The sequence below is a fragment of the Roseibium sp. RP-7 genome (genome assembly GCF_053005225.1).
Map to the genome: position 1 here is coordinate 3,052,798 of NZ_JBRKQA010000001.1, position 12,419 is coordinate 3,065,216.

Consider the following 12,419-nt stretch of genomic DNA (forward strand, 5'->3'; position numbering starts at 1 on the left):
TCAGGGTAATCTACGGCCCGGCAGCCAGGGACCTCCCTACCCGGCCAGGCGCTCGACCAGAAAGTTCATTTCCTGCTCCAGCTTTTCTCCGGACAGGCCGACGAACCGTGCCTCCAGGCTGATCGTGACGAGACCGTGTACTGCCGCAAAAGCGGTGCGGGTCCGGGCTGCGAGATCTTCTTCCATCATGCTTGGATCGAGTTCGCGCAACGGTGCTGCGATGAAACCGAGAAGCGCGATATTTTCCTGAATATGCCACTCAGGCACCGCCTTGCCTTCAGGCAAGTGATGGCTGAACAATGTCATCCAGAGGTTTCGATTGTCGCGCGCAAACGCCAGATAGGCGAGCGCCAGCACCTTGAGCCTTACCAAAGGCTCATCCACGGTTTCGACTTTCGATGCCATCAGATCCTTGATGCGGCCGAGCGTCACCGAGTTGACCGCAAGCAACAACGCATCCTGGTCCGCGAAATGCTTGTAGACCGACCCCACCGAGTAACCGGCATCAGCCGCGATCTTTCTGATGTTGACCGCTTCCATGCCCCCTGCTTCCACAGCGGCAATCGCCGCTTCCAGAACGCGACGATGGGTTTCTTCGCTTTTTGCTTTTTGAACTCCGGCCATTAACCGTATCGCACCTCAAAAGTGAACTTTGTTCATTTTTCTGCTTGACCTAATCAAAATCATGTGGCTTTGTCAAATAGTGAACAACGTTCACCTTTTGAGAGAGGCACGATGTTTGAGCCATTCATGAACCAACTGAAGGCGTTGTTTCTAACCAGCGCCGAGGAAAGCCGGGACAATCAGTCTCTTGCTCTCCTCTCCATCAACACGCGTACAGCCGCCGCTTCCGTCCGGGCTGCCCAGGTTGCCCTGGCCCGCGCCAAGGCAGAACAGCAGCAGGACCGCAAGCGGCTGTGGCAAATCAATGCATCCCTCGAAGATCTGGAGAACAGGGCTCGCAACGCCCTCCTCAAAGGTCTTGAACCCCTCGCGAGAGAGGCTGCGGAAGCTATCGCACTTCTGGAAGACGAAAAGTCGGCGCTCGAAGAGGCGATCCGATCGTTCGACGGCGATCTTTCAAGCCTCACGGAAACCTTGCACAGCGCCCAGAGCCGTCTGCGCGCCCTCAAGCGCGGTGAACGCACCGTTGAAGTTCGCGACCAGATCCAGAAAGCACAGTCCTTTGGCTCCAGTACCGGCCAGTCGGCACTCGCCCTTGCAGAAGGACAGCTGGAGGACATCCGCCGACGCCAGGAACGCGACCAATTGGCCGAACAGGAATTCAAGACGTTGTCGGCAGCGGATAGCCCAAGTGCGGTTATCGAGAAACTGGGCGATGCCGGCTGCGGCGCACCTGTAAAAACCCGAGCGGACGATGTGCTCGCCCGCTTGAAATCCGACATTCCCCTTCTTCTGGAAAAAAGCAGCTAACACGAGGACAAGACCATGCAGGAACCCACAGTCAAACATTCCAACAACTGGACCATTTTTACCGCCGGCAGTTTCGCAGTTGCCGCTATCATGATGGCCCTGGGCATCTGGAACCTTGAAGCAAGCTTCTCCGCGAAAGGCTTCTACGCAATGGCCGCAATCATGCTGGTCCATACAGCGGTCACCCTGACCAAGACCATGCGTGATCGCGAAGAAGCCAACAAGTTCCATAACCGCCTGGAAGACGCAAAGACGGAAAAACTGCTGATGGACATCAGCAAGCCGGAACAAGTCTGATCCAGAAATAAAACCGGGCGGAGTTTCTAACTCTCCGTCCGGGTTTCAAAGATTGAAGGTTATGAAGCAGATTGACAGACAGCTGCTTCGAAGGAGGACCTCATGAGCGCGTCACTGATGACATCCAGACGTTTCGCACCGCTCTTCTGGACGCAGTTTTTCTCTGCATTCAACGACAATTTCCTGAAAAACGCCCTGGTATTCCTGGTGTTGTTCCAGGTTGGTGGACACGGCGCAGACGGTGGCAACACCGGTGTTCTGATAACGTTGGCCGGGGCTGTCTTCATCGCGCCCTTCCTGTTTCTGTCCGCACTCGGGGGCGAACTCGCAGACAAATTCGACAAGGCACGGATTGCCCGGGCAACCAAGCTCGCAGAAATTGCAGGCGCAGGCCTGGCCGTGACAGGCATGGCCTTGTCCTCCCTCCCCATCCTCTTTGCCGCGCTATTCGTGTTTGGTGCCATGTCCGCCTTGTTCAGCCCGGTCAAATACGGGCTGCTCCCGGATCATCTGCCGGCTTCAAACCTGCCGCGCGCCAATGCCTGGATAGAAGCGGGAACTTTTCTGGCAATCCTGGGCGGCACGATTTCCGCCGGCCTTTTGTTCAGCACCGGCGCTCCCACCCTGATCTTTGCCCCAGTGATGATAGCCCTGGCTCTCGCATGTTACGGGCTGAGCCGGCAAATTCCCTCCGCACCGGCAGCAGCCCCTCATCTGACGATTGACTGGAACCTTGCGACATCCACATGGTGCGTGGTGAGAGATCTGGCTGCCGATCGTCGTCTCTTCCTGGTAGCCATGATGAATGCCTGGTTCTGGCTCATCGGTGCCATGGTGCTCGCTGTTCTGCCACTGATGGTCAAGACGTTCCTGGGCGGTGAAGAAATTGCCGTCACCTATTTCCTGACCGTCTTCGCCGTTTCGATTGGCATCGGGTCGGCAATTGCCGCCTGGCTTCTGGCTGGCCGTGTCGTCCTTTTGCCGGCTCCTGTCGGAACGCTTCTGCTGGCGCTCTTCTGCCTGGATGCGGCATTGACCCTGGCAGGCCTGCCGGCAACCGCAACAGCATCTGGCTTGCGCGAGTTCCTCACCCATGAGGGCGTAATCCGCCTCAGTGTCGATATGGCCGGCCTTGCCATTTCCGGTGCGTTGCTGGTTGTTCCCACCTTCACGGCACTCCAGACCTGGGCGAAACCGCAGGTACGTGCCCGCCGGATAGCAGCGTCCAACGCCCTTGGCGCTGCCCTGATGACGGTTGGTGGACTGTTGCTGGCAGGAGCCCAGAAACTTGGATTTTCCGTTCCAGCGATTTTTCTTGCGCTGGCCGGGCTGAACCTTGTCGCAGCTATCGTGATGCTCAAGATCCTGCCGACCAACCCGATGCGCGATGCAATCTCGATCCTCTATCGCGCCATCTTCCGGATGGAAGTCAAAGGCCTGGAAAATCTGGAAAAAGCCGGCGAAGCCCCGATCCTGGCGCTGAACCACGTTAGTTTGCTGGACGCTGGCCTGGCTCTGACCCTGACCGACAAGAAGCCGTCCTTCGCCATCGACTATGACATTGCCCGGCGCTGGTGGGTCAAACCCTTCCTGCACCTTGCTAATGCCTTGCCGATCAACCCGTCAAAACCCATGGCCACTCGCGCACTGATCAAGGTGGTGAACTCCGGCGAACCTATGGTGATCTTCCCGGAAGGCCGGCTGACTGTCACCGGCAGCCTGATGAAGGTCTACGACGGTGCAGCCATGGTGGCCGACAAGACCGGGGCCATGATCGTCCCGATCCGCATCGACGGCCTTGAAAAAACGCCGTTCTCCTACCTGAACCCAAGCCAGATCCGCAAGCGTCTGTTCCCCAAAGTGAAGGTGACAATCATGGAACCTACCCGCCTGGACCTCGACGACGAACTGAGGGGACGTCAGCGGCGCGCTGCAGCCGGCGCCAAGCTGTACAGCGTCATGTCCGAACTGATGTTTGAAACCAGCCTGACGGAAGACGTGACGATCCTGGAGAAGGTAATCGCCACGGCAGAAGAATACGGCTACGGCAAGCTGGCGGTTGAGGATCCGGTGTCCGGAAAGCTGAATGCAGGCAAACTGCTGACAGGCGTCTCAGTGCTGGGCCGCAAACTGTTGCGGCACACCGGCGGAGAAGACACCCTCGGCATCATGCTGCCGAATGCCAATGGCGCTGCCGTTACCGTTCTGGCGACCATGTCTGCCGGCAAGGTGCCCGCCATGATCAATTTCACCGCCGGTCAGGAAAACATTCTCGCGGCCTGCCGTGCTGCGGATGTTCGTACGCTGTTGTCTTCCCGCGCCTTCGTCAAGCAGGCCCGTCTGGAGCAACTGGCTTCAAACCTGGAAGACCACGTTCGCATCATCTGGCTGGAAGATCTGCGCTCTGAAATCGGCTTCATGGACAAGATCCGCGGCCTTCTGACCAAAAGCCGCCCCCTGGTACGCAGGCAGGCGGACGACACGGCAGTGATCCTGTTCACCTCCGGATCGGAGGGAACACCGAAAGGCGTTGTGCTGACACACAGGAACATCCTGTCCAATGCCACGCAGGCAGCCGCCAGGATCGATTTCACCCCGAACGACAAGGTGTTCAACGTCTTGCCGATGTTCCATTCCTTCGGCCTGACCGCGGGCACCATCCTGCCGCTGATATCCGGTGTCCCGGTCTATCTCTATCCCTCGCCCCTGCATTACCGGATCGTTCCGGAGCTGATCTACACCTCCAATGCAACGATTCTGTTCGGTACGGATACCTTCCTCAATGGGTATGCCCGCGTTGCCCATGCCTACGACTTCCGCTCCCTGCGCTACTGTTTTGCAGGCGCGGAGCCGGTGAAACCGTCAACCAGGCAGATCTATCAGGAACGCTTCGGTCTACGTGTTCTGGAAGGATACGGCGTGACCGAGACCGCACCGGTCATCGCGCTCAACACACCGATGTACAACCGTCCGGGCACGGTCGGCAAACTGATGCCCGGCATGAAGGCACGCCTTGAGCCCGTACCTGGTGTGGAAACCGGCGGCAGACTGCATGTGTCGGGACCGAACGTGATGGTCGGTTATCTGAAGGCCGAAAATCCCGGCGTCGTCGAACCACTTGTCGACGGCTGGCACGATACCGGCGACATTGTCGAGATCGACGACGACGGCTACATCATCATCAAGGGCCGCGCCAAGCGCTTCGCCAAGATTGCAGGCGAGATGGTGTCTCTGTCCGCCGTGGAAGCCCTGGCGGGCCAGATCTGGCCGCAGCACCTGTCCGCAGTTGCCGCCATCAAGGATGCCCGCAAGGGCGAGAAGCTGGTGCTTGTGACGGAAAACCCGGATGCGGACCGCGCAGCCTTCGTTGAAGGCGCCAAAGCCCGAGGCGCACAGGACCTCATGATACCGGCAGAAGTCCGTGTGGTATCCAAGGTTCCTGTCCTGGGTTCCGGAAAGCTGGACTTCGCAGCGGTTGCAAAACTGGTCAAAGACGGATCTGAACTGGGCGAAGCCGCCTGACATTACGCCCCGACCTGACGCAAGCCGGGTCGGGGTGAATACTGATCACCACACCTCTTTATCTTATCTAGAGAGATTTTTCAGCATCACCAACAAGACATCAGAAGAACATTTCCCGATTTAAACCGCCAGTAACGCAAGAATTGCCCTCCCGGCGAAACTAAACCTTAAGACGAATGATACAACCTGTGAACGCATACCCAACGCCAGACATTTCCGGAGCTTACGGATGCGTTTTAAAAAAGGATTTGCCGTAGCCTTATGCTTTGGCTTGCTCGCCTGCTCGGATAACGTTCCATCCGGAGACCCGCAGTCCGGTCTGAAGCGCGACATGCGCGGCTACAAGGCATCACCCGGCGTCCTGGTCGCAGAAGACGGGACACCTCATTGGATCCAGTCCGCGGTGACCGGGTACAAGGAAACGACCTTGGACACCGACCTTCCCGCGAAGGTGGTCATGCAGCAGCCCACTGCGTTTTGCCGCTTCCGCAAACCCAACCTCGGAGAATATATCGGCAATGTGCATGTCGGCACTGGCAACATGCATGCGCCGATCTATACCTGGTCGAAAACGAAAATTCGGGAACGGGCACAAAAGCTGGCTGAAAATGCCCAAAAACCAGCCGACGACCCCAGAAAGATTCGTGTCGACACGATGGTACTCAGTGCAAAGGACGACAGTTTTCCTGTTGTCGATGTCGTCGTTACGGAAACCGAAAAGCCGGTCTACCTGATCCTGCAAAACGAATTCGGCAAGATCCTATGGAACATACATCTGGCACCTGGCGCCCGCATCTCGCATGTGGTGGCACTCGGTGTCGGCGATATCGCTTTCGCCAATCTTGATCCTGACGTGCCTGTTGAAATGGCCGGTGCAAGAACCCTTCGTTCCTGCGGTGTTCAGCCCTGGCGAAAGATGCAAGATCACTGGCTTTTCGCAAGAAACGCCAAGGAAAATCCGAGTCTTCATGAAGAGCCAGTTGCCAAGAACAAGGCGGCTTATCGCAAGTATGACAGCTGGTTCAAGAGCGCCTTCGGCATAAGAAGCGAGCAAAATCTCGCGGGCGTGGAACGGTCAACTCACGTGCTCGTTGGGCCACTCCCGGAAAATCTTGATGACCGGATTCCCTTCCATCCACTGGGGGGATCACTCGTCATCATGACTCCGGTCGAGAACATCGCAGTAGCTGGCAAGTCCGGCTACGAGGACAAGGCGATGGCGCAGATCAGGCCGCTGGTCGACAAGGCTCTCGGACGTGACAGCACCGCCAATTCCAATTCCGGTTCATAAGCAACAGGGAACAGTCTTGATGCGTATCCTTCAAATCGCCTGCGGAGTGATCTTTTTCGCAGTGACGCTCTACTACGGCTACATCATGTTCAGTGTTGCCAACGTCGCGAACACTGTCTTCGGCTTCAAGAACGATCCGCTAAAAGGACAGGCGACAGTCCACAACGCCAGGCATGGCTCAGGCGGTTCCCTGAAAGACGGCTACGTCGCCCTCACGGACTTCAAGAACCTCGATGCCGGACGGGTGGTCAATATCGTCATGCCCGTATCGGTGAAAGAGCTCTTGAAGGAAACTGGGGCTCCTGCCGACATGGACATGATCGAGGTCTTCATCTCCGGTCAGGCCCCCAGAATCGCGGAAGCCGAATGCAAGCTCCTAGTGAAGACAATTGCATCGAATTGCCGGGTAAAGCTGACAAAAGCCAAGCAATTCAAGGATGATCCGAAATTTGCCGAGATCAGGATGCAGCTTGAGTTCGTAGAGAAGCAAGTCCCCGGTGCATTCGAGACAGAGAAGCCTCTCAACTACCAGGAAGTGGACGCCGATCTGGTGGACAGTGCCGGAATCTATGCCGAAGCCTGGCTGAACGAATTCAAGAACCGACGGGCGAAACTCTATACCACTGCAGCCCGCGCCTGCGATCCCTTGCGGCGTCAGCACGGCAATTGTTCGGTGACTGAAATCAACGTTTTGGGACGATGGGAAAAACGCGAGGAATTCGTGGTCATACGCTCGAACGCAACCCTGTCATATCTGTGGCCCGAAAGGACCTGACCAGGGGCGCGTCTTCTGCAATGTGAGCTGCATCAGGCCGGGGCCATCACCTCGGTCTTTGCCTTTGCAACAGCAGCTATCAGCCGGTCCACATCTTCCGTCCGGGTTGACCAGTTCGAGACACTGATGCGAAACCCCTGTCGCCCTTTCCAGGAGGCCTGACCGAACCAGGCTTCACCGGAAGCCTGAACATGGCCAGCGATGCGGGCACAGGCGTCTTCCGCCCCCGGCAGCGTCGCAAACACCTGGTTGAAATGCACCTCATGCGGCACTTCGAACCCGAGTGCTGTCAGATCCCCTGAAATGCGCCTTGCATGACCGTGAAAACGGCTCAGCATGTCCTCAAGACCTTGCCGGCCGAGGGAAAGCAGCGCAGCCCAGGTCTCGGCTCCGCGCGCAGACCGGCTGAATTCAGGAGCGCGGTTGGCGGGGTTGGATACGGTCGCCGGCAGATAGGTGGCCCCGATTGCCATCGACGCCTGCATTTCCTGCGGATGGCGGCACAACGCCAAGCCTGAATCATATGGTGTGTTGAGTGTCTTGTGGCTGTCGACCACCCAGCTGTCTGCCTTCTCAAGTCCCTTGAGAGCCGTTGCCGTATCGCTGCAGGCCCTTGCCCACAACCCGAAAGCGCCATCAACATGAAGCCAGGCACCAGCGGCATTGCACCTGTCACCGAGTTCGTCAAATGGATCGAAGGCTCCGCTGCAAACGTTTCCTGCCTGGCACAAAACGAGCGTGCGATCATCCAGTTCGGGTAGCTTGTTGATCCGCATCCGCCCCTGATCGTCCACCTCCACCCACTCGATCGATTTCGTGGCCAGGCCTGCCATTCGAAGGGATTTCAGCACGGTTGCATGAATTTCGGCGCTGGCGACGATCCGCAAGCCGGGAGCGCCAATCAGGCCCTCTCCTCTTTCGTGGCCAAGGCGCGACAACAGCGTGTCGCGCGCGGTGACCAGTAGCGCCATGTTCGACATGGTCGCACCGGTGGTGAAAGCGCCATCGGTACCTTCAGGCAGCCCCAGAAGCCTAACGATCCAGGACACCGCCGTTTCTTCCATCTTGATCACGGAAGGTCCCGTCAAACCGTCTGCAACCTGATCCCACGCGGAGAGCAAGGCCCGGGCCGCGGAGGCTGCAGGCAATGCGCCCCCTATGACATAACCGAAGTACCGACCTGCCGCCGTCGCAACAGTGCCCTCACCGCCCACGGTCTCGAGCAGATCAAGAATATCGTCAACGTCGGCGCCCTGCTCCGGCAAACCCGGATCGAGCTCGGCAAGACGAGACAAATTCGGCCCGACGCGCCGATCCGGCAATTGTTTCAGATAACGCACGCCGCGCGCCGCGCCGTTCGAAAAGGCTTCCGCTTGAAGGCCGAGAAGGCTATTTTCCATGTTCGAACCACCAATCTATATCGAAGAGTATCTATATAGATGAATATCAATATAGATGTAGAGTCAAGTTCATTGGCAATGGCAGCACTGGCGAGCCCTGTGCGGCTGCAGATCCTTTTGTGGCTGCTCGACCCACGAGCCCACTTTCCCCGCCAGCGGGACGGAGATCTCGTAGATGACGGCGTGTGTGTGGGTTTCATCACCGACAAGGTGGGCCTCAGCCAACCGACGGTAAGCTCGCACATGAAAAAGATGTCGGAAGCAGGCCTGGTAACGGGAAAGCGGATCGGCAACTGGATGTTCTACAAACCCGACAGGACAAGACTTGAGGACCTGGGGTTGAAGCTCACATGCGCATCGCAAACGGATCCTGAAGCATCAAATGCCGGTCAACTGGCCACCGAAACCGTTTCCTGAACAACCGCGGCTTGAGCAAACTCATCCGGGCGGTTCTGCCGCATGTCGCGGCTTGCAGCTGCAAGAAAACTCGGACTAGATCAGGAGTAACTCTTGATCGGAATCGATTGATAGTCCTTTGATCAACCCTGAAGTGTCGGGGTGGCTCGTTTCTGAACACCGCTTCGCGAAATTCTTTTGCCTATCAGACAGGAATGCAAACATGTCCACGCCCGCTTATGACGACCAGAATGTCTTTGCCAAAATCCTGCGCGGCGAACTGCCGAGCCACAAGGTTTACGAGGACGACAAAACACTGGTGATCATGGACATCATGCCCCGCGGCGATGGTCATGTTCTGGTGATCCCGAAAGCCCCTTCCCGCAACATTCTGGACATCGCGCCGGAAGATCTCAACGCGGTCATGGCAACGACGCAGACCATGGCCAGGGTGGTGATCAAGGCCTTTGATGCCGACGGCACGACCGTCCAGCAATTCTCAGAACCTGCCGGTGGCCAGGTGGTGTTCCACACCCATGTCCATGTCATTCCACGTTTCGAGGGCGTGTCGCTGAAACCGCACACCGGTGCGATGGCAGACAATGACGTCCTGGCAGCCCAAGCAGAAAAGATACGAGCCGCACTGGCCTGAGCCAGGCGAGCATCTTCAGCCATTCAGCAAACAACAGACAACGCCCGCCCGGCTTCAAACCGGGCGGGCGTTTTTCTCGATGCTCAATCAGCTATCGAACCACCAGCGGCTGCAGGCACGGGCACCGTCGAGCTCCCAGCTCGATGCCAGTTGCTCACCATGCTGAACATTGCTGCGGCGGGCATAAACGAAGTTGCGGAAGAACGGGATGATCGTGCCGCCGTCGTCATGCGCAAGCAGCGCCATTTCCCGGTACATCTCCGCCCGCCTGGTGTCGTCCAATTCGGCTTTCGCCATCAACAGCAGCTCGTTGAAACGTTCGTTCTGCCAATGACTCTCGTTCCAGGCGGCATCGGACTTGTAGGCCAGAGAATACATCACGTCCGGTGTCGGACGCGCCCCCCAGGCCACCACACAGAACGGTTTCTTCAGCCAGACATCCGAGTAATAGCCGTCGTTCGGTTCACGCACGACCTTGATGTCGATGCCTGCCGCCTTGGCATGTTCGGCATAAAGCACGCAAAGATCGACCGCACCGGAGTAGATGGATTCAGCAGAGGAGATGCTGATGGACAGTCCCTCGGCACCGGCCTTTTTCAGCAGCGATTTCGCCTGGTCCGGATCGTAGTCGTGTTGGGGAATGTCATCCGGCCAATAGGGCATGGCTGGCGAATGGTGGAAATCGTTTGCCTTTGTCGCTGCACCAAAGGCGATCTTCTCGATGATCTCGTCGCGGTTCATCGCGAGCTTGAGTGCGTTGCGAACATCCTTGTTGTCAAACGGAGGCGTGTCGCAGAACATCGGCATCGTGAGCGTCGAGGCAGACGGCACATTGTCGATCTCCAGGTTTGGATTGCGCGCAAGCAGACCCATCGTCTTCAGATCGATGAGCGAAACGGCATCCACGTCGCCAGTAACCAGAGCCGTCTGACGGGCGTTCGGATCGGTCAGGATGATCAGTTCCACGCCGTCGAAATGTGCACCGTCCAGATGCCAGCCGTCGTGGCGCGTCAGAGAGAACCTGACACCGAAGTCACCGGTTTCGATCTTGTAGGGACCGGTACCGTCGCCCGAAGCCCAATCGATCGAGCCATCGTCGTTCGCCGGACAAATGGCCAGATGGTAATCGGTCATGAGCCACGGCAGATCCGCATTGCCCGAAGACAGTTTGAAAACGATCGTGTTGTCGCCGTCCTTGACGATATCAGCGACGTCGGTCAGCAGAGCCTTGGCCGCGGAGGTCGTGCTGTCGCCGCGGTGGTGGTTCATCGATGCAATGACGTCGTCGGCTGTCATCTTGCGACCAGAGTGGAAGGTGACGTTTTCGTTGAGCTTGAAAGTCCACTCCGTTGCGTCCGCATTCGCCGTCCATTCGGTGGCGATATCCGGCCCAAGAGACCCGTCTGGTTCGATCAGGGTAAGGTAACTGCGGTGAGTATGCGCCAGCACGATCATGGCGATGGTGAGATAGGTGCCCGGATCGTGGGTGTCTGATGTGTTGCCGTCATGAATGCCGACCTTGAAGGTTCCGCCCTGCTTTGGTTGCGCCTTGGCTTTCGTGGTCCAGAGCCCTGTTGCGGCGGAAGCTGCAACACCGGCAGCCATGGAATAGTTCAGGAAATCACGGCGGGAAATGCGGCCAGATCTTGCGGCCTCGCCCAGCTTTTCCAGCATTTCCGTATCTTTGTACTTGTCCTTCATCGTCAGATTACCTCCAAGTTTACAGTCACCATCTGGCTTGCGCCCGGTTTCAATCGTTAACTCTAGGTCGGCTGCGTTTTATCCGATCATCCCCCATTCGAAGTTTAGTGCCGCAAAAACGACGTTTCGTTAGATAGTGCGCGGCAAAAGATTGTCCTGTCAGGATTGCGGATAGAAGAGAGGGTAAACGCAGACGGTGCTGCGCATCGTTGAGAAGACGCCGCTTGTGACAAGATTTTACGCGACGCCCGCCTGAACAGCAGCGTCTTCCTGCTCCCTGGCCATGTTCTGGTCTTCCTGCAGCACCTTGACCACCGACGGCCTTTCGGCGAACCGCTCGATATAGGCGGTGAATTCTTCGAATTCCGGTACGATGCCGAACATCGTTCCCCACCGCAGCCCCATGCCCCACAGAACGTCGACAGCCGTCATCCGTTCTCCAAGAACGAAAGGTCCCTTTGCCAGCTGGGCACGCATGCTTTCCATGACGGTGTCAAAAGAACCATAGGCGGACATGGAATGCGGTGGTTCTTCACGCTTGAGTGCGCGGTCGATCAGTGCCGGCTCAAAACAGGATGCCATATGCACGAACCAGCGCAGGTACGGTCCACGCAGTGGATCATCCAGCGAGGGTGTCAGTCCTTTTTCGGGAAACAGATCGGCCAGATAGATATAGATCGCGACCTGTTCGGTAATGACTGCCTCGCCAACGCGCAATGCCGGAACTTTTCCAGCCGGGTTGACGGCAAGATATCGGGGTGTCCGGTTTTCACCCAGCTTCAGATTGAGCACATTCAGTTTGTAAGGTGCGCCCAGCTCCTCCAGGAGAACACGTACGCCGGTGGCGCGTGTCTGAGGTGCATAAAAGAGTTCGACCTGATCCGCCATGTTCCTCTCCTTGACCGGGTGCAATCGCCGTACTCTTCAACCTAGCCTATCTGCCGGGCAAGT

11 protein-coding genes are annotated in these 12,419 nt (G+C 57.5%); 7 read left to right on the forward strand and 4 right to left on the reverse strand.

The annotated features are described in order from the left end of the window. Positions 1–36 precede the first annotated feature (36 nt). Positions 37–624 (reverse strand): TetR/AcrR family transcriptional regulator, encoded by a 588-nt coding sequence (locus ACVDG9_RS13680; protein ID WP_022998342.1) that lies wholly within the window; start codon positions 622–624, stop codon positions 37–39. Between the two features lie 126 nt (positions 625–750). Between ACVDG9_RS13680 and ACVDG9_RS13685 the strand changes: the two genes are divergently transcribed. From ACVDG9_RS13685 to ACVDG9_RS13705, 5 genes are all read left to right on the forward strand, one after another. Beyond that, on the forward strand, positions 751–1,434 hold the full coding sequence (locus tag ACVDG9_RS13685; RefSeq protein WP_447238211.1) for a PspA/IM30 family protein: 684 nt from the start codon (positions 751–753) through the stop codon (positions 1,432–1,434). A gap of 15 nt (positions 1,435–1,449) precedes the next feature. Further along, the gene (locus tag ACVDG9_RS13690) at positions 1,450–1,731 is read left to right on the forward strand and encodes a YiaA/YiaB family inner membrane protein (protein WP_022998340.1); all 282 of its coding nucleotides are present in this window, start codon (positions 1,450–1,452) and stop codon (positions 1,729–1,731) included. 102 nt (positions 1,732–1,833) lie between these two features. After that, complete coding sequence (locus ACVDG9_RS13695) at positions 1,834–5,253, forward strand: acyl-[ACP]--phospholipid O-acyltransferase (protein ID WP_447238212.1); 3,420 nt, start codon at positions 1,834–1,836, stop codon at positions 5,251–5,253. Positions 5,254–5,482: 229 nt separating this feature from the next. Further along, complete coding sequence (locus ACVDG9_RS13700) at positions 5,483–6,544, forward strand: hypothetical protein (RefSeq protein ID WP_447238213.1); 1,062 nt, start codon at positions 5,483–5,485, stop codon at positions 6,542–6,544. 19 nt (positions 6,545–6,563) lie between these two features. Then, positions 6,564–7,319 (forward strand): hypothetical protein, encoded by a 756-nt coding sequence (locus tag ACVDG9_RS13705; RefSeq protein WP_022998337.1) that lies wholly within the window; start codon positions 6,564–6,566, stop codon positions 7,317–7,319. Positions 7,320–7,351: 32 nt separating this feature from the next. Here the strand turns inward: ACVDG9_RS13705 and ACVDG9_RS13710 are convergent, their stop codons facing one another. Continuing rightward, the gene (locus ACVDG9_RS13710) at positions 7,352–8,719 is read right to left on the reverse strand and encodes a pyridoxal phosphate-dependent decarboxylase family protein (RefSeq protein ID WP_447238214.1); all 1,368 of its coding nucleotides are present in this window, start codon (positions 8,717–8,719) and stop codon (positions 7,352–7,354) included. A gap of 78 nt (positions 8,720–8,797) precedes the next feature. Between ACVDG9_RS13710 and ACVDG9_RS13715 the strand changes: the two genes are divergently transcribed. Together ACVDG9_RS13715 and ACVDG9_RS13720 are read left to right on the forward strand one after the other, a co-directional pair. Continuing rightward, positions 8,798–9,136 (forward strand): ArsR/SmtB family transcription factor, encoded by a 339-nt coding sequence (locus tag ACVDG9_RS13715; protein ID WP_022998335.1) that lies wholly within the window; start codon positions 8,798–8,800, stop codon positions 9,134–9,136. A 202-nt stretch (positions 9,137–9,338) separates the two neighbouring features. Continuing rightward, the gene (locus tag ACVDG9_RS13720) at positions 9,339–9,767 is read left to right on the forward strand and encodes an HIT family protein (RefSeq protein WP_022998334.1); all 429 of its coding nucleotides are present in this window, start codon (positions 9,339–9,341) and stop codon (positions 9,765–9,767) included. 87 nt (positions 9,768–9,854) lie between these two features. Here ACVDG9_RS13720 and ACVDG9_RS13725 read toward each other — a convergent pair whose 3' ends face one another. Beyond that, complete coding sequence (locus tag ACVDG9_RS13725) at positions 9,855–11,468, reverse strand: ABC transporter substrate-binding protein (protein ID WP_022998333.1); 1,614 nt, start codon at positions 11,466–11,468, stop codon at positions 9,855–9,857. 237 nt (positions 11,469–11,705) lie between these two features. Beyond that, positions 11,706–12,356: a glutathione S-transferase family protein gene (locus ACVDG9_RS13730; protein WP_062488615.1), complete on the reverse strand. Its 651-nt coding sequence runs from the start codon at positions 12,354–12,356 to the stop codon at positions 11,706–11,708. Positions 12,357–12,419: the final 63 nt, after the last annotated feature.